This window comes from Roseovarius mucosus DSM 17069, assembly GCF_000768555.3.
Lineage (GTDB): Bacteria > Pseudomonadota > Alphaproteobacteria > Rhodobacterales > Rhodobacteraceae > Roseovarius > Roseovarius mucosus.
Map to the genome: position 1 here is coordinate 498,854 of NZ_KN293975.1, position 17,673 is coordinate 516,526.

Annotated in this window: 17 protein-coding genes; 13 read left to right on the top strand and 4 right to left on the bottom strand. The window is 61.3% G+C overall.

Translation table 11 applies throughout. The features are described from left to right. The first annotated feature begins 40 nt into the window (after positions 1 to 40). The 3 genes from der (at position 41) to ROSMUC_RS02520 (ending at position 3,649) form a co-directional block, all read left to right on the top strand. Positions 41 to 1,507, top strand: a complete 1,467-nt coding sequence (gene der / locus ROSMUC_RS02510) for a ribosome biogenesis GTPase Der (RefSeq protein ID WP_037269174.1) — start codon at positions 41 to 43, stop codon at positions 1,505 to 1,507. A 111-nt stretch (positions 1,508 to 1,618) separates the two neighbouring features. Next, positions 1,619 to 2,632 carry a fatty acid desaturase gene (locus tag ROSMUC_RS02515; protein ID WP_102105833.1) on the top strand — a complete coding sequence of 338 codons (1,014 nt, stop codon included), beginning with the start codon at positions 1,619 to 1,621 and terminating at the stop codon, positions 2,630 to 2,632. A gap of 378 nt (positions 2,633 to 3,010) precedes the next feature. Continuing rightward, positions 3,011 to 3,649: a hypothetical protein gene (locus ROSMUC_RS02520; RefSeq protein ID WP_102105834.1), complete on the top strand. Its 639-nt coding sequence runs from the start codon at positions 3,011 to 3,013 to the stop codon at positions 3,647 to 3,649. A 487-nt stretch (positions 3,650 to 4,136) separates the two neighbouring features. On the opposite strand, the gene serS is transcribed toward ROSMUC_RS02520, so the two are convergent. Continuing rightward, positions 4,137 to 5,429 carry a serine--tRNA ligase gene (serS, locus tag ROSMUC_RS02525; RefSeq protein ID WP_037269179.1) on the bottom strand — a complete coding sequence of 431 codons (1,293 nt, stop codon included), beginning with the start codon at positions 5,427 to 5,429 and terminating at the stop codon, positions 4,137 to 4,139. A gap of 160 nt (positions 5,430 to 5,589) precedes the next feature. Here serS and yajC point away from each other — a divergent pair, with 160 nt between their 5' ends. Genes yajC through ROSMUC_RS02570 form a run of 9 tightly spaced genes read left to right on the top strand, consistent with a single transcriptional unit; the run spans position 5,590 to position 12,425 of the window. Continuing rightward, positions 5,590 to 5,871: a preprotein translocase subunit YajC gene (yajC, locus tag ROSMUC_RS02530; protein WP_037269181.1), complete on the top strand. Its 282-nt coding sequence runs from the start codon at positions 5,590 to 5,592 to the stop codon at positions 5,869 to 5,871. Positions 5,872 to 5,912: 41 nt separating this feature from the next. Next, positions 5,913 to 8,549, top strand: coding sequence for a protein translocase subunit SecD (gene secD / locus ROSMUC_RS02535; RefSeq protein WP_037269183.1), 2,637 nt, complete (start codon positions 5,913 to 5,915; stop codon positions 8,547 to 8,549). Next, entirely contained in the window at positions 8,542 to 9,303 is a 762-nt protein-coding gene (locus ROSMUC_RS02540) for a sulfite exporter TauE/SafE family protein (protein WP_037269185.1), read from the top strand. Before secD ends, ROSMUC_RS02540 begins: the two co-directional genes overlap by 8 nt. A gap of 3 nt (positions 9,304 to 9,306) precedes the next feature. Continuing rightward, positions 9,307 to 9,660 carry an Mth938-like domain-containing protein gene (locus tag ROSMUC_RS02545; RefSeq protein ID WP_037269187.1) on the top strand — a complete coding sequence of 118 codons (354 nt, stop codon included), beginning with the start codon at positions 9,307 to 9,309 and terminating at the stop codon, positions 9,658 to 9,660. Positions 9,661 to 9,716: 56 nt separating this feature from the next. Beyond that, entirely contained in the window at positions 9,717 to 10,334 is a 618-nt protein-coding gene (gene ccmA, locus ROSMUC_RS02550; protein WP_037269190.1) for a heme ABC exporter ATP-binding protein CcmA, read from the top strand. Beyond that, a complete protein-coding gene (gene ccmB, locus ROSMUC_RS02555; RefSeq protein ID WP_037269192.1) occupies positions 10,331 to 10,987 on the top strand; it encodes a heme exporter protein CcmB in 657 nt (218 codons plus the stop codon). Before ccmA ends, ccmB begins: the two co-directional genes overlap by 4 nt. Positions 10,988 to 11,003: 16 nt before the next feature. Next, a complete protein-coding gene (locus ROSMUC_RS02560; RefSeq protein WP_037269194.1) occupies positions 11,004 to 11,744 on the top strand; it encodes a heme ABC transporter permease in 741 nt (246 codons plus the stop codon). Continuing rightward, a complete protein-coding gene (ccmD, locus tag ROSMUC_RS02565; protein ID WP_052115230.1) occupies positions 11,741 to 11,899 on the top strand; it encodes a heme exporter protein CcmD in 159 nt (52 codons plus the stop codon). Before ROSMUC_RS02560 ends, ccmD begins: the two co-directional genes overlap by 4 nt. Next, the gene (locus ROSMUC_RS02570) at positions 11,892 to 12,425 is read left to right on the top strand and encodes a DsbE family thiol:disulfide interchange protein (protein WP_075571700.1); all 534 of its coding nucleotides are present in this window, start codon (positions 11,892 to 11,894) and stop codon (positions 12,423 to 12,425) included. The genes ccmD and ROSMUC_RS02570 overlap by 8 nt, the downstream gene beginning before the upstream one ends. 78 nt (positions 12,426 to 12,503) lie before the next feature. Here ROSMUC_RS02570 and ROSMUC_RS20955 read toward each other — a convergent pair whose 3' ends face one another. Beyond that, positions 12,504 to 12,647: a hypothetical protein gene (locus ROSMUC_RS20955; protein ID WP_170062545.1), complete on the bottom strand. Its 144-nt coding sequence runs from the start codon at positions 12,645 to 12,647 to the stop codon at positions 12,504 to 12,506. A gap of 202 nt (positions 12,648 to 12,849) precedes the next feature. Continuing rightward, positions 12,850 to 15,600 (bottom strand): aconitate hydratase AcnA, encoded by a 2,751-nt coding sequence (gene acnA / locus ROSMUC_RS02575; protein WP_037269197.1) that lies wholly within the window; start codon positions 15,598 to 15,600, stop codon positions 12,850 to 12,852. Positions 15,601 to 15,847: 247 nt separating this feature from the next. Here acnA and ROSMUC_RS02580 point away from each other — a divergent pair, with 247 nt between their 5' ends. Further along, complete coding sequence (locus ROSMUC_RS02580; RefSeq protein WP_037269199.1) at positions 15,848 to 16,552, top strand: DUF1223 domain-containing protein; 705 nt, start codon at positions 15,848 to 15,850, stop codon at positions 16,550 to 16,552. A gap of 81 nt (positions 16,553 to 16,633) precedes the next feature. On the opposite strand, the gene moaA is transcribed toward ROSMUC_RS02580, so the two are convergent. Then, positions 16,634 to 17,641, bottom strand: coding sequence for a GTP 3',8-cyclase MoaA (gene moaA, locus ROSMUC_RS02585; RefSeq protein WP_037269201.1), 1,008 nt, complete (start codon positions 17,639 to 17,641; stop codon positions 16,634 to 16,636). Between the last annotated feature and the right edge of the window lie 32 nt (positions 17,642 to 17,673).

A 17,673-nucleotide genomic window follows, 5' to 3' on the forward strand; every position in this document is an offset into this window, starting at 1 on the left:
CCTGTATCAGGGCGACTTGATCCGTATCGGAGCCTAAGTCATGACCTTTTCTCTCGCCATCGTGGGCCGTCCCAATGTTGGCAAATCGACGCTGTTCAACCGTCTGGTGGGCAAGCGGCTGGCCTTGGTCGACAACCAGCCCGGTGTGACGCGTGACCTGCGTGAAGGTGCGGCGCGTTTGGGTGACCTGCGGTTCACGGTGATTGATACAGCGGGTCTGGAAGATGCCACCGACGAGAGCCTGCAGGGCCGTATGCGAAAATTGACAGAGCGCGCGGTTGATATGGCCGATGTTTGCCTGTTCCTGATTGATGCGCGGACGGGCGTGACGCCCATGGATGAGAGCCTTGCTGAGATTCTGCGCAAACGCTCGGCGCATGTGATCCTTGCGGCCAACAAGGCCGAAGGTTCGGCGGCGGACGCGGGGGTGATCGAGGCCTGGGGACTGGGTCTGGGCGAGCCCATTCGCATGTCGGCGGAGCATGGCGAGGGTTTGAATGACCTCTATTCGCAGCTGATGCCGCTGTCCGATGCGTTTGAGGCGCGCGCCGAGGCAGAGGCACCGGAGGTGGATGTCATGCTCGACGAGGATATCGAGGATGACGAGGATGTCAGCTATCGCAAGCCCACCGAGGCGCGCCCGATGCAGGTGGCGGTCGTGGGGCGGCCCAATGCCGGGAAATCGACGCTGATCAACAAGATCCTTGGTGAAGAGCGGCTCTTGACCGGGCCAGAGGCCGGGATCACGCGCGATGCGATTTCGCTGCGCATCGACTGGGACGGGATGCCGGTGCGGATTTTCGACACGGCGGGGATGCGCAAGAAGGCCAAGGTTCAGGACAAGCTGGAAAAGCTGTCGGTGTCAGACGGGCTGCGCGCGGTCAAATTCGCCGAGGTGGTCGTGGTTCTGCTCGATGCTGCGATTCCCTTTGAGCAGCAGGATCTGCGGATCGCCGATCTGGCCGAGCGCGAGGGGCGCGCGGTGGTGGTGGCGATCAACAAATGGGACATGGAGCCCGACAAGAGCGACAAGATCCGCGAATTGCGCGAGGCCTTCGAGCGGCTCTTGCCGCAGTTGCGCGGCGCGCCTCTGGTGACGGTCTCGGCCAAGACCGGCAAGGGGCTGGACCGGCTGCGCGATGCGGTGGCCAAGGCGCATGAGGTGTGGAACCGGCGCGTGACCACGGCACAATTGAACCGCTGGCTGATCGGCATGCTGGAGCAGCATCCGCCGCCCGCGCCGGGCGGTCGCCGGGTCAAGCTGCGTTACATGACGCAGGCCAAGACGCGGCCACCGGGATTCGTGGTCATGTGCAGCCATCCCGACAAACTGCCTGAGAGCTATTCGCGCTATCTGGTGAACGGGCTGCGCGCCGATTTCGACATGCCGGGCACGCCCATCCGCCTGTATTTCCGCAGTCAGGCGGATCGCAACCCCTACAAGAGCAAGAAAAAGGCGGGGCCGTCGAGCCTGCGCAAGCATCTGACAGGCCGCGCGAGCGACTAAGCCGGCCAGGGGCCGTGCAGATTCCTGCGCGGTCCCTCTTGCATTCCTGCGGGCCGAGGTCACATCTGCGTCACATCAAGACTGTTATCCCTCTGTGGCAAGGAGGCTGACGTGACCGAAACCCCCGATCAGGCCGCGCTGCGCGCCTTTCTCAAGCCCTATACCGCCAAAAGCGATCTGCGCGGGGCGCTGTCCTTCGCGGCCACGCTTGCGGTTTACGCGGCGACCTTGGCCTTGGGCGCGTGGTTGGCAGAGGCGGGGCAGTGGGCGGCGGCGGGGCCGATGGTGGTCGTCCTCGCCTTTGCCTCGGTCCGGCTCTATGTCTTGCAGCACGATTGCGGGCATCACGCGCTCTTTGCGCGAAAGGGGCTGAACGATGGGGCGGGATATATCCTGTCGGTGTTTTCGCTGACGCCCTACCGGGTCATGCAATACAATCACAACCAGCATCACGCCTATCTGGGCAATCTCGATCACCGCGAGACGACCGAGGTCTATACGATGACGCTGGCCGAATGGCAGGTGGCCCCGTGGCCCCGGCGGTTGTGGTATCGGCTCTATCGCAATCCGGTGGTGATGCTGTCGCTGGGGGGCATCTATGCCTATTTCATCGCCTATCGCTGGCCGCGCAATACGCTTGTGGTGGGCGTGTGGGGGGTGATTGCCCATAACCTGATGCTGGCGGGCTATCTGGCGCTGATCTGGGTCATGCTGGGGGCCGTGGGACTGGCGGTCTGGGGCCTGAGCGCGCTGCTGGCAGGGGTGATCGGGGTGTTTCTGGTCTATCTCCAGCACAATTTCGAAGAGACCTATTGGGACCGCAAGCCGTCGCTCGATTTCCGCAAGGCGACGCTCGTGGGGTCAAGCTCGCTCGATCTGGGGTGGCTGTGGGATCTGGGGACGGGCAATATCGCCTATCACGATCTGCATCACTACAACCCCGGCATCCCGTCCTATAACCTGCGGCGCTGTCAGAGGGATTTGCCGGAGGAATTGCGCGCCCATGACGTGATCCGCTGGCCCGAGGCGATCCGGAGTTTCCGGTTGAAGCTCTGGGATGAGGACGCGGGGCGGCTGGTGCCGTTTCCGAAGGCCGACGCGGTGGGGATCGTGGCGGCGGAGTAGGGGGGCGGGTATTTGGCTTTCAAGCCATACCGTTGAGGCAAAAGTGAGATCGGACATTCGTGCTGTGTGAGGGAGAAGTTTAGGAAGAGCCCCTAATACCGAATGCTGTAGGATGCATTAAAACCCGTGAACCTCGCATTGCAGATGTTGGTGCGCCCCGCAGCAATTTATACCCTGCGGATGGCGATTGATCGGTAAGAAGCCGCCGTCATCCGCAGAAGGATGTCAAGTTGTCGCCTGGCTACGCCGGAAAGCACCGTTCCAATGGACTAAAGACCTACGATGCAATAATAATCGAAATGGATGACCCGATGCGGGTATGCGATAGATAGTTGAGAGACCACTCTCGGGAAATGGTAAACTGAAAGGTTAGACGCTATGACTAGCAGGGTTCTTCCAGTCCTCAAATCCTTGCTAAAGGAAAACGAAAAGATACGTGCATCATTGCAAGATTTAGAAGAAGTACCTTCCTCAGCGGATCGTGACATCAGTGCATATATTCGATCGGTCGAGGGTGTAATGGTACTGGACCGAGATGAGATGACAGACTGGATCTATTGGTCAGCAAGTCTGAGAAAGGGAAACGACTGGACTGCCCGTCAACAACTACTTGATAAAGTCGGTAGTGTTGTTAAGCGCGAAATTGAAATGATTGAGGACGCGGGCGAGAATAGATTTCTTTCAAATCCTGTTATGTCAACTAGCTTGAACCAAACGCTTATCATTGATTTACATGAGTCCTTAGCCGAACTTGTAAACAGATTTTCCAACACTAACACTCTAACCCGATCGGGCAGTCCTTTGGATGATTTAACAAGGACCACAGTTATTGCGATGTTGGAAGGTGCGATCGCAATGATCAAATCGCCAGTCGTGGATGCCGGATATATGAAAAATCTAAAGGGAACGATCGCTACTACTAGCAAAAAAGTGGCAGCGAAGGGAGTAGAGAATGGGCTTTCTGTCATTATGGATAACGTCGTCGAACTGATTGGGAAAATCTTCTCAAATAATTGATTTTGTGGCCTCTACACAGAACCGCGGTTTTTAGAAGGCAGTCCTTCGCGCTAATGATGAGAGACTGAAAGTTAGCCTACAGGCACCTGTAGCGGGACGGCACTCACCGTCCCACGCCTTGGGGCTTTTGGCGATCGAATATATCCCCCCCATGGTGCTTTCCGTTGGAGACGTAATATCCCGAAAGTGGCCGTTGGCACCGGTGCGCCGAAGTGCAACTCCATCCCGCTCTACGGAGTTTCGCGCGCTCGGTCTCGGACGTAGAGTTCTGGAGCCGTCGTGCCAGGCCCTTGCCTAAAGACTGCCTGACTGCTCTGCGTTTGCCCCCGCGTGGCGTCGAAGGCGACATGAAAGCCCTGCGTAGGGCGTGTTGCGCCCCATCGAAACCACACCCGTCCCGGACTTGATCCGGGACCTCGCCTATGCGGGAGGGGGAGGCCCCGGGGCAGGCCCGGGGCGATGTGACCGCGATCAGGCGCGAGGTGCATTAGCCCAGACTGCCGTCTGCCTTGAGCATCGTCTTGCCGCGCAGGTAGGGGTGGAGGGCGTCGGGGAGGCGGACGGAGCCGTCGGCCTGTTGGCCGTTTTCCAGCACCGCGATCAGGCAGCGGCCGACGGCGAGGCCGGAGCCGTTGAGCGTGTGCAGGAATTCGGGCTTGCCGCCGCCTTGTGGTTTGAACCGGGCGTTCATGCGGCGGGCCTGAAAATCGCCGCAGACCGAGACCGAGGAGATTTCGCGGTAGGTGTTTTGCCCCGGCAGCCAGACCTCGATGTCATGGGTGCGGCGCGCGCCAAAGCCCATGTCGCCGGTGCAGAGCACGATGGTGCGATAGGGCAGGCCAAGGCGTTCCAGGATGCCTTCGGCGCAGGCGGTCATGCGGTCAAGCTCGGCTCGGCTCTCGTCGGGGTGGGTGATCGAGACCATCTCGACCTTTTCGAACTGGTGCTGGCGCAGCATGCCGGCGGTGTCGCGCCCGGCGCTACCGGCCTCGGAGCGGAAGCATTGGGTGTGGGCCACGTAGCGGCGCGGCAGGGTGGCGGCATCGACCGTCTCGCCATGCACGATATTGGTCAGCGTCACCTCGGCGGTGGGCACCAGCCACCAGCCATTGGTGGTTTCATAGCTGTCCTCGCCGAATTTCGGCAATTGCCCGGTGCCCAGCATCATCTCGGGGCGCACCAGAACGGGCGTCCAGGTTTCTTGCAACCCGTTTTCCTCGATATGGGTGTCGAGCATGAATTGCGCCAAGGCGCGGTGCAGGCGGGCGATGCTGCCCGAGAGCACGACAAAGCGCGCGCCGGAGAGTTTGGCCGCGGTTTCGAAATCCATCCCCGGCTGAACGCCGGTGATCTCGTAATGCTCTTTGGGCTGGAAATCGAAATGCGCGGGCGTGCCCCAGCGGCGCATCTCGACATTGCCGCTCTCGTCCGCGCCATCGGGCACGTCGTCAAAGGGCAGATTTGGCAGGGCCATCAGAAGGTCGGTGAGTTGGGTGTCGAGCGCCTTGGCCTCGGCCTGCATCGCGGCCATTTCATCCTTTTTGGCAGAGACCAGCGCGCGCAGGCGTTCGAATTCGGCCTCGTCGCCGCGGCCCTTGGCGGCGCCGGCCTCTTTGCTGGCGCGGTTCTGCTCGGCCTGAGCGGTTTCGGCCGCGTGGATGCGGGTGCGCCGCGCCTCGTCTAGAGCGAGGATCTGGGGCGAGACCGGGGCCATTCCGCGCCGCGCAAGGGCTGCGTCAAAGGCATCGGGGGTCTCGCGGATGGCGCGGATATCGTGCATGGCGCTGGTCCTCAAACCTAACTGTGAATCGCTTGGGCGGCGTTATGCACCAGAAACCGGGGCTGCGCCATGCTTTCGCGCCTTGCAAATGCCCCGCCTCGCGCCTAGGTTCCCCGGCAATTCGTGAACCCCTGTTCACGCCCCAAATAGAGGACACCCCATGGAAGCCTTTGGCCAGTTTATCCCGCTCATTCTGATCTTTGCGATCATGTATTTCCTGCTGATCCGTCCGCAACAGAAGAAGCTCAAGGAGCACAAGGCCATGATCGGCGCGCTGCGCCGGGGCGATCAGGTGGTGACGCAAGGCGGCCTCATCGGCAAGGTCTCCAAGGTCAAGGATGACAGCGAGATCGAGGTGGAACTCGCGGAAGGTATCAAGGTACGTGTGGTGCGCGCCACCATCGCACAGGTTCTGTCCAAGACCGAGCCCGCCGAGGGCTAAGCCCCCGGCCCCCTGCGAAAAAGCTCTGAAAGGGCGGGAAAATGCTGCAAATCGACCTGTGGAAACGCCTCTGTATCTGGGGGTTGGTGGCCCTTGGTCTGATGCTGGCCCTGCCGAACGGGTTTTATGACAGGGTAGAGCGGCATAACGATGCCGTGGCCGCTGTTGAGGCGGGACGAGATCCGGCCGCGGTGGCCGAGGATCTGTCGCTCTGGCCTGATTGGATGCCGTCCAACCTTGTCAATCTGGGGCTCGACCTGCGTGGCGGTGCGCATCTCTTGGCCGAGGTCAAGGTCGAGGATGTGTATCAGGCGCGGGTTGAGGGCATGTGGCCCGAGGTGCGCGATCTCTTGCGCGAAGAGCGGGATCGCGTGGGGCCGATCCGGCTGCAACAGACCGAAGCGCCCGAGTTGCGGGTGCGGCTGGTCGAGCGGCCCGAGATGGCGGGTGAGGCGGCGGCATTGGTGCGGGGGCTGGCACGCCCCGTCACGGATCTATTGACCGGCGTCGGCGGTAACGACATCGACGTGACCACCGACGGCGCGGATGTCATCATTCGCCTCAGCGAGGCCGAACAGCGTGCCACCGACGACCGCACCGTGCGGCAATCGCTGGAAATCATCCGTCGCCGGATCGACGAGGTGGGCACGCGCGAGCCGACAATTCAGAGGCAAGGGGCGGACCGGATTCTGATTCAGGTGCCGGGGATCGGCAGTGCCGCCGAGTTGAAGGCGCTGATCGGGACCACGGCGCAACTGACCTTTCAGCCGGTCGTAAGCCGCGCGTCCAGTGCCGATGCACCGGCGGGGGCGGGTAACGAGGTATTGCCCGCGCTCGATGAGAGCGGGGTTTACTACATCCTCGAGCGTGCGCCAGTCGTGACCGGCGAGGAACTGGTCGATGCGCAGCCTGATTTCGACCAGAATGGCCGACCGGCGGTCTCATTCCGCTTCAATCCCACGGGCGCGCGCAAATTCGGCGATTACACGGCTGAAAACATCGGCAATCCCTTTGCCATCGTTCTCGATGGCGAGGTCATCAGTGCGCCAGTGATCCAGAGCCACATTCCCGGCGGATCGGGGATCATCACCGGCAATTTCAATGTCGAGGACAGCACGCAGCTTGCGGTGCTCCTGCGCGCAGGAGCGCTGCCTGCGGGGCTTGATTTCCTCGAAGAGCGCACGGTGGGCCCAGAACTGGGTGCCGACAGTATCGAGGCGGGCAAGCTGGCCTGTCTTGTCGCCTTTGCGCTGGTGCTGGTCTACATGGTCCTGAGCTATGGCATCTTTGGCATTTTTGCAAATCTTGCCCTGATCGTGAACGTCGGTCTGATCTTTGGCCTGTTGAGTCTCATCGGCTCTACGTTGACCCTGCCGGGCATTGCCGGGATCGTGTTGACCATCGGGATGGCGGTGGATGCCAATGTGCTGGTGTTCGAGCGCATCCGTGAAGAGATGAAATCGGCCAAGGGGGCGGCGCGGGCGATTGATCTGGGTTATGAAAAGGCGATGAGCGCCATCGTGGACGCGAATATCACCACCTTCATGACCGCGCTCATCCTCTATGTCATGGGCTCTGGCCCGGTGCGTGGCTTTGCCATCACGCTGGGGCTGGGGATTGTGACCTCGGTCTTTACCGCGCTCTTTGTGACGCGGCTGATCACGGTCATGTGGTTCGAGCGCAAGCGACCCAAGACGGTCCTGACCGGACGCAGTTTCCGGATCGTGCCGGAAACCACCTCTTGGGATTTCTTTGGCCGGTGGAAGCTGTGGTTGGGCATTTCCGGGGTCATGATCCTTGTGGCGTTGGGCTCTTTTGCGGTGCAGGGGCTAAATTTTGGCATTGATTTCAAGGGGGGCACTACGATCCGCACGCTCAGCGCCGAACCAGTTGACATTGGCACCTATCGCGGCGCGATCAACGATCTGGGGCTGGGCGATGTAAGTATCACCGAGGTATTCGACCCGACCTTTGGCCCCGAAGAGAATGTGGCGATGCTGCGGATACAGGCGCAGGACGAAGCCGAGAGCGTGACACCCGAAACCATCGCGGCGGTCGAAGGGGCGTTGCAGCAGGTGGTGCCGGATATTCAGTTCACCTCGGTCGAGAGTGTGGGGCCGAAAGTGTCGGGCGAGCTGATTCAGACGGCGGTGCTTGCCGTTGTCCTCGCCATCGGGGCGGTGTTGATCTACATCTGGATGCGGTTCGAGTGGCAGTTTGCGGTGGGGGCGGTCATTGCGCTTGTGCATGACGTCGCGCTGACGGTGGGGGTTTTCTCGGAATTGCAGATCCAGTTCGATCTGGCGATCATCGCGGCCCTTTTGACGCTTGTCGGCTATTCACTGAACGACACGGTGGTGGTGTTCGACCGGGTGCGGGAGAACCTGCGCAAGTACAAGCAGAAGCCGCTGCGCGAGGTGCTCAACCTCTCGATCAACGAAACGCTGAGCCGAACCATGGTGACGTCGCTGACCACGCTGCTGGCCCTGCTGGCGCTCTATTTCCTTGGTGGTGACGTGATCCGGGGCTTCGTCTTTGCGATGATTTGGGGTGTGATCGTGGGCACCTATTCGTCAATCTTCGTGGCCAGCACGATCCTGATGTGGCTGGGTGTGAAGCGCGACTGGTCCAAGCCGGATGCCAACGCGGGCACGCAATTTGCCAATATAGATGCCTGAGACGCTGAGCGCGGTCTGGGCCACGCCGGGGCTGCCATGGCTCTTGCTGGCGATTGCGTTGGCGGGGATCGTGCGAGGATTTACCGGGTTTGGCACGGCGCTGATCTTTGTGCCGGTGGCGGGAATATTCCTGCCGCCGGAGATCATCGTGGGGGTGATCACGCTGACGGGCATTGCCAGCACCTCTGCGCTGTTGCCGCGGGCGTGGTCACAGGCGGATCGGCGCGAGGTGGGCATCCTGGCGCTTGCGGCGCTCGTGACCGTGCCGCTCGGTCTGTGGCTCATGGCGCGGCTCGATCCGGTGAGCATTCGTTGGGTGGTCGCCGCTGTTGGAACCGTGACTTTGGCGGCGCTCATCACCGGGTGGCGGTTCTCGGGGCAGGTGGGACGCCCCATGCTGGTGGCGATTGGCGCGTTGGCTGGGGTGATCGGCGGGCTGACAGGATTGACGGGCCCGGTGGTGATCCTGTTCTACCTCGCCGGGCAAGCGGTGGCGCAATCGGTGCGGGCCAATACGATCCTCTTTCTGGCGGCGCTGGATGTGGTGATTGTGGTGAACCTGCTCTTGCGCGGGACGATCAATGGCCAGATTTTCCTTTTGGCGCTGATACTTGCGGTGCCTTACTTCATCACGTCGCTGTTCGGCCAATCGCTCTTTGACCCGCGTCACGAGCGGCTTTATCGTTGGGCGGCCTATGCTGTGATCGGTCTGGCCGTGGTGAGCGGTTTGCCGATCTGGGGGACGGAAGGATAAGCGATGCGGATGACGGAAATCAGCTTTGACGGGGCGACGCCGATTGACGGCTATGGTCCGGGGTTCTTTCGGGTGGCCGGGCAGGTGATGGAAGGGGCCATTCTGGTCACGCCCAAGGGCGCGCGCACATGGAGTGGCTATGACGATGCGGCATCGCTGCTGGCCCTCGCGCTGGAGGTCGATGTGATCTTTATCGGGACTGGAGCGGAAATAGCGCATATTCCCAAAAGGTTGCGAGATGATCTTGAAGCGGCGGGATTGGGCGTGGAGACGATGAATTCGCCCGCAGCCTGCCGAACGTATAATGTGCTTTTGTCTGAGGGGCGCCGGGTGGCGGTGGCGTTGCAACCGGTGTGACGATCCGCGCGCCGATGGTGCTTTTCCATGGTCTCGCATTGGGTTAAGCACAGCGCATGATGCTGCAAGTCTCTGATCTGACCATTGCGCGCGGCGGGATACCCGTGCTGGAAGGGGTGCGTTTCACGCTGACCCAGGGTCAGGCCCTTGTGGTGCGCGGGCCAAACGGGATTGGCAAGACCACGCTCTTGCGGACAATTGCGGGCTTGCAACCGCCGATTTCAGGCCAGATCGACGTGCCGCCTGAAAGTCTTGTTTATGCCGGGCATGCAGACGGGATCAAGGCGACGCTGACGGTTGCGGAGAACCTGAGTTTCTGGGCGCAGGTCTTTGGCAAAAAAGACTATTCCCAAGCAATTGAGGCGTTCAAGCTTGGCTCTCTCTCGACCCGTCCGGCGGGCGCGCTCTCGGCGGGGCAAAAGCGACGGCTGGGATTGGCGCGGCTTTTGGTGACGGGGCGGGCGATCTGGGTGCTGGATGAGCCGACCGTGTCGCTAGACACCGAGGCCGTGGCGATGTTCGCCCATGCAGTGCGCGCGCATCTGGCGACGGGAGGTATGGCGCTGATGGCAACGCATATCGACCTTGGGCTTAATGAGGCGCAGATGCTCGATGTTGGGGCGTTTAAGGCTAAGCCATTGTCGAATAGCGATTTTGATGGGGCGTTCCTGTGATTGCGTTGCTCCTCCGGGATATTCGTCTTGCGATGCGCGCGGGCGGCGGCTTTGGTCTCGGGCTGTCGTTTTTCCTGATTGTCGTGGTGCTGGTGCCCTTTGGTGTCGGGCCGCAAAGCGCGCTCTTGACGGTGATTGCGCCCGGTGTCCTGTGGTTGGGGGCGCTACTCGCGTGTTTGCTGTCGCTCGACCGTATACTGGCCCTCGATTGGGAAGATGGGAGCCTTGACCTATTGGCCACCTCGCCCGTTCCGATGGAGGGGATCGTCAGCGTCAAGGCATTGGCGCATTGGCTGACCACAGGCCTGCCATTGGTGGCGGCGGCTCCGGTGTTGGGTCTTTTACTCAATCTCTCAGAAGCGGGCTATAAGTGGTTGATTATATCTCTTTTTCTTGGAACGCCTGCGCTGAGTGTGATTGGCACGTTCGGTGCGGCGCTGACGGTCGGGCTCAAGCGTGGCGGTCTGCTCCTCAGCCTGCTTGTGCTGCCGCTCTATGTGCCTACATTGATTTTTGGGGCCGAGGTGGCGCGGCGCGGCGCGGAGGGGTTTGACGTGACCACCCCGCTCTTGATGCTGGCGGGGATCACCTGCGGCACCATCGCGCTTTTGCCTTTTGCCTCGGCTGCGGTATTGAGAGTGAACCTGCGCTGATGACACGGGAAATACGATGAACCTGAACGCATTCTGGGAATACGCCAATCCCAAGAAATTCATCCAGACCGCCGACTGGCTCTTGCCGTGGTTCGCGGGGCTGGCGGCGGTGACCTTGGTGAGCGGTCTTATCTGGGGGTTCTTCTTTACGCCTGCGGATTACCGTCAAGGGTCGACGGTAAAAATCATTTATTTACACGTGCCGAGCGCGCTGATGGCAATCAATGCCTGGTTGATGATGTTGGTCACATCGCTGATCTGGATCGTCCGGCGGCATCATGTGAGCGCGCTGGCGGCGCGGGCGGCGGCGCCGGTGGGGATGGTGATGACGCTGATTGCGCTGGTGACCGGGGCCATCTGGGGACAACCTATGTGGGGAACCTGGTGGGCCTGGGACCCGCGTCTGACCAGCTTTCTCATCCTTTTTCTCTTTTATCTCGGGTACATAGCCCTGTGGGAAGCGATTGAGAATGACGACACGGCTGCGGATCTGACCAGTATTCTTTGCCTTGTCGGATCGGTTTTTGCCCTGCTCAGCCGTTATGCGGTCAATTTCTGGAACCAGGGGTTGCATCAGGGGGCGTCGCTCAGCCTCGACAAGGAAGAGAATGTGGCGGATGTGTTCTGGTATCCGCTGCTGGTCTGCATGGCGGGATTTGTGTTTCTTTTCATAGCCTTGGTGTTGATGCGGACGCGAACGGAAATTCGCGCGCGGCGGATGCGGGCGCTCTTGGCGCGCGAAAGGATGGGGGCATGATGCCGGATTTGGGGAAATACGCAGAGGCGGTCTTGTCGTCTTATGCGGTGTCGATCCTGATGATCGTGGTGCTGGTGATGCTGAGCGTGCGCCGGTCCAATCGCGTGAAGAAAGAGCTGCAAGAGGTTGAAAGCAAGGTGAAATCCAATGGCTAAGCTTTCCCCCATGATGGTTCTGCCGCTGGTGATCTTTGCCGCGTTTGCCGGTCTGGCCTTTGTCGGGTTGCAGCGGGACAATCCCAACGAGTTGCCCTCGGCGCTGGCCGGTAAGGCGGCGCCGGCTGTGGTCGTGACGCCGCTTGGCGATGGAAAAACATTTTCTGACAGTGACTTGCGCGACGGAACGGTCAAGCTGGTGAACTATTGGGCAAGTTGGTGTGCGCCCTGTCGGGTAGAGCATCCCAACCTTGAGAAACTGGCCGAGGACGGGATCACGATTTACGGTGTGAACTACAAGGACAAGGCCGATAACGCCTTGAATTTCCTGAAGGAACTTGGGAATCCCTATGCCGCCCTGGGGGCGGATGAATCCGGGCGGATGGCGCTGAATTGGGGCGTCTATGGCGTGCCCGAGACCTATGTCATTGATGGCGAAGGAAATATCGTGCTGCGCTTTGCCGGACCGATCACCGAGCGGGTGATGCAGAGCACGATCCTGCCTGCGATCGAGGCCGCGCGCTAGGGGCGTTTGGCGCAAGACCGCGCGACCTTACGATTTGTAAGGAGTGTACGCAGATTTCGTAAGCTCCGACGGCACCCGTCATTGCGGTGCCGCACAGTCCTGCGCGGTGGTCATTGCGGGCAGCGGGCAGGCGGTTTGCTTGGGATTGTCGCCATAGGCCCCATAGACAGCAAGCAGGCTGATCAGCCCGGCCTGGGCGAGGATGAGTGCGGTGGTGCGCATGATTTACCCTTTCTCAATCTCCTGCCCTCAAGATTGGGGTGCGGGCATCACGGAAAAAGGGGAATCACCTCACAATGGCATCAGGAGCGCGGGACCGGCGGGGAATGGCCGGAAATTGGGCGTCGCAGGCGGAACTCTGCGCAGGATATGAAAAAGGCGGCCCGGATGAGGGGCCGCCCTGTCGATGAGACCGCGTGGAAACTCAGGCCGCGGATTTGGCGAGGTTGCGCAGCACGTAATGCAGCACGCCGCCATGCTCGATATATTCGATCTCGATCGCGGTATCGATCCGGCATTTGAGCGTGATCGTCTTCGAGCTGCCATCGGCATAGGTGATGGTGCAGGGCACCTCGGCCAGCGGCTTGATCGTATCAAGGCCCGAAATGGCCACGGTTTCCTCGCCGGTGAGGGCCAGCGTCTTGCGCGTGTCGCCGCCGGTGAACTCGAACGGGATGACACCCATGCCCACGAGGTTGGAGCGGTGGATACGCTCGAAACTCTCGGCGATCACCGCCTTGACGCCCAGAAGCGCCGTGCCCTTGGCCGCCCAGTCGCGGCTCGAGCCCGCGCCATACTGTTCGCCGCCAAAGATCACCAGCGGCGTGCCCGCCTCCTGATAGGCCATGGAGGCGTCAAAGATCGAGGTCTGCGCGCCATCCGGCCCCTTGGTATAGCCGCCCTCGACCCCATCCAGCATCTCGTTGCGGATGCGGATATTGGCGAAGGTGCCGCGCATCATCACCTCGTGATTGCCGCGCCGCGAGCCGTAGGAGTTGAACTCGCGCACGGGCACCTGACGCTCGGTCAGGTATTTGCCGGCGGGCGTGGTTTCTTTGAAGGAGCCTGCGGGCGAGATGTGGTCGGTCGTGACCATATCGCCCAAGAGCGCCAGAACGCGCGCGCCGGAAATGTTGGAGATGGTGCCCGGCTCCTTGGCCATGCCCCGGAAATAGGGCGGGTTTTGCACATAGGTCGATTGCGCGGGCCAATCATAGGTTTCGCCTTCGGAGGTCTCGACGGCCTGCCACATCTCGTCGCCCTTGAAGACATCGGCATATTTCGACTGGAACGCCTCGCGCGTGACGGTGCGCTCGACCAGTTCGGCGATCTCTTTTTGGCTGGGCCAGATGTCCTTGAGATAGACGGGGTTGCCGTCCTTGTCGGTGCCCAAGGGTTCGGTGGTCAGGTCGATGTTCATGTCGCCCGCGATGGCATAGGCCACGACGAGCGGCGGGGAGGCGAGGTAGTTGGCGCGCACGTCGGGGGAAATGCGCCCCTCGAAATTGCGGTTGCCCGAGAGCACGGAGGTGGCCATGAGATCGCCTTCGGCGATGGCCTCGGAGATTTCCTTTTGCAGCGGGCCGGAGTTGCCGATGCAGGTGGTGCAGCCATAGCCCACGAGGTTGAAGCCGACGGCATCGAGATCCTCTTGCAGCCCGGCCGCCTCGAGATAGGCCGACACGACCTGAGAGCCGGGGGCAAGCGAGGTCTTGACCCAAGGCTTGCGGTTGAGGCCAAGCGCGCGCGCCTTGCGGGCGACGAGGCCAGCGCCGATCATCACGTAAGGATTGGAGGTGTTGGTGCAGGAGGTGATCGAGGCGATCACGACCGAGCCGTCACGGATGGTATAGTCTTCGCCCTTGACCTTGACCGATTTGCGCGGGTCGGCGGCGACGGCCGTGGCCGGGCCTTCGGCGGCCATGTCGGCGGCGGCGGGGCTGGCATCCTTGCCGCGATATTGCGACACGACGTCAAGGAAGGCAGCGGCGGATTTGTCGAGGGTGACGTAATCCTGCGGGCGTTTCGGCCCCGAGATGGCGGGCACGATGCTGCCCATGTCGAGATGCAGCGTGTCGGTGTAGACGGGGGCGTAATCCGCCCCGCGCCAGAAGCCGTTTTCCTTGGCATAGGCCTCGACCAGCGCGACGCGCGCCTCGTCGCGCCCGGTGTTGCGCAGGTAGCGCAGGGTTTCATCGTCGATCGGGAAGAAGCCGCAGGTGGCGCCGTATTCGGGCGCCATGTTGGCGATGGTGGCGCGATCCGCCAGCGGCAGGTGATCGAGCCCCGCGCCGTAGAATTCGACGAATTTGCCGACCACGCCCTTTTTGCGCAGCAGTTCCACGACCTTGAGCACGAGGTCGGTGCCAGTCGTGCCCTCGACCATGCGGCCGGTCAGTTCAAAACCGACAACCTCGGGGATGAGCATGGAAATCGGTTGACCCAGCATCGCGGCCTCGGCCTCGATCCCGCCCACGCCCCAGCCAAGGACGGCCATGCCGTTGACCATGGTGGTGTGGCTGTCGGTGCCGACAAGCGTATCGGGATAGGCGACGGTTTCGCCATTCTGGTCGGTGTCGGTCCAGACGGTCTGGGCCAGGTATTCGAGATTGACCTGGTGACAGATGCCGGTGCCCGGCGGCACCACGCGGAAATTGTTGAACGCCCCCTGGCCCCATTTCAGGAACTGGTAACGCTCCATGTTGCGCTCATACTCGCGGTCGACGTTCATCTGGAAGGCGCGGGGGTTGCCGAATTCGTCGATCATAACCGAGTGGTCGATGACGAGGTCCACGGGATTGAGCGGGTTGATCTGCTGGGCGTCGCCGCCGAGAGCCACAATGCCGTCGCGCATCGCGGCAAGGTCCACCACCGCCGGAACGCCGGTGAAATCCTGCATCAGCACGCGGGCCGGGCGATACGCCAGTTCGCGATTGGCGCTGCCGCCATTCGCCGCCCATTCGGAGAAGGCGCGGATGTCATCGAGCGAAACGGTCTTGCCATCCTCAAACCGCAGCATGTTTTCCAGCACCACCTTGAGCGCGGCGGGCAGGCGCGAGAAATCGCCAAGCCCGGCCTCTTCGGCGGCCGTGATCGAATAATAGGCGACGGTCTGGTCACCGATGGTGAGGGTCTTGCGGGTCTTGGCGCTGTCTTGTCCGACGCTGATGGGCATGGGCCGTCCTTTCATGGTCGAGGCTGGATCACTTGCCCCTGCTTCTGACCGATTTGAAACGCTCGATCAAGAGGGGTGCGAGAATATTTGTATACTATTGCACACAATTGATCGATATTTCAGTAAATCACCTGTGACTCTCGAAACGTTGATTGGTTTTTGCGTGCCACGCGGCCTAAATACGAAGAGGCGCGGATATGATATGATCCGACTGTGACCAAGCACACCGAACGGGAAGACGAACGATATGCGACAACTGGCGGCGAGCGTAATCGTGGGGCTTTTGTCCCTTTGGGCGGTGCAGGCGGGCGCGCAAGAGCGGCCTGTGGTGGTAGAGCTGTTTACGTCGCAGGGCTGTTCCTCTTGTCCGCCCGCAGATGCCTATTTTCAGGACCTCGCCGCGCGGAAGGATGTGGTCGCACTCTCGTTGCATGTGGATTATTGGGACTACATCGGCTGGGAGGACAGTTTCGGCAGCCCCGACAACAGTGCCCGGCAGCGCGGATATGCCAAGGCGGCTGAGCGCAAGATGGTCTACACGCCGCAGATGATCATCAACGGGGCCGATCATGTCGTGGGCACGCGGTTTGAGGATGTCGAGGCGCTGATCGCCAAGCACCGGGAGCCGGGTCAAAACGGCATTGCTGTCGAGGTGACGCGGGACGAGGAGCGGGTGCAGATCGCGGCGCGGGCCGAGCCTGCGCGCAGCATGCCGCTTTCGGTTCAGTTGGTGCGCTATATTCCCGAGGAAACGGTTGCCATCGAACATGGCGAGAATGCGGGGAAAACCATCACCTATGCCAATATCGTGACGGAAATGACGCCGCTTACGGTCTGGGACAGCCGTGAGCCGCTGGCGCTGGATTTTACGCTGGCGCGCGAGGACAAGGCGATTGTGCTGTTTCAGTATGTGGATTTCGGAACGATCGAGGCGGTTGCGCATCTGCGCTGAGGGCGCGCGCCGGGACAGCGCGGTGATACTGAGTATTTTGGCAACGATGAAGCCTGCGGGTTTTGGCGCAGGCGGGCGGGGTTATCCGCCTGTGTGGCTCATGTGGCGCGAGACGCGGCCATCGACGGTCTGGCGCGAATAGTCGAAATCGTGCCCCTTGGGTTTGCGGGTGATCGCCGCGCGAATGGCCTCTTCCAGCATGGCGTCGCTGGCGGGATTGTTGCGCAGGGGCGCGCGCAGATCGGCCATATCCTCTTGGCCGAGGCACATGTAAAGCTCACCTGTGCAGGTCAGGCGCACGCGGTTGCAGCTTTCGCAGAAATTATGCGTGAGCGGTGTGATGAAGCCGATTTTCTGGCCGGTTTCCTCAAGGCGCACATAGCGGGCGGGACCGCCGCTGCGCTCGGTCAATTCGGTGAGGGTGAAGCGTTCGCCCAAGCGCGCGCGCAGATCGGAGAGTTTCCAGTATTGGCCCAAGCGGTCCTCATTGCCGATATCGCCCATTGGCATGACTTCGATAAAGGTGAGGTCCATGTCGCGCGACGCGCACCATTCGGTCAGGGTGAACAGTTCGTCCTCGTTGAAGCCCTTGAGCGCCACGGTGTTGATCTTGACGCGCAGCCCGGCATTTTGGGCGGCGTCGATGCCCTTGATCACTTGGGCCAAGCGGCCCCAACGGGTGATGTCGGCGAATTTCTGGTCATCGAGCGTATCGAGCGAGATATTCACCCGGCGCACGCCTGCGGCATAGAGATCGCCCGCGAAGCGTTCCATCTGGCTGCCGTTGGTGGTGAGGGTCAGTTCCTTGAGTGCGCCCGTCGCCAGATGGCGGGTCATCGCGTCAAAGAAGGTCATGATGCCCTTGCGCACCAGCGGTTCGCCGCCGGTGATGCGCAGTTTCTGCACCCCCATGCGCACGAATGTCGAGCACAGACGGTCCAGTTCCTCGAGCGTGAGCAATTCGCGCTTGGGCAGGAAGGTCATGTTCTCGGACATGCAATAGACGCAGCGGAAGTCGCAGCGGTCTGTCACGGAGACACGCAGGTAAGAGATGGCGCGCTGGAACGGGTCTATCAGAGGTGCTGTCATGGCGCAAATCTAGGCGGGGGGGCGAGGCGGGG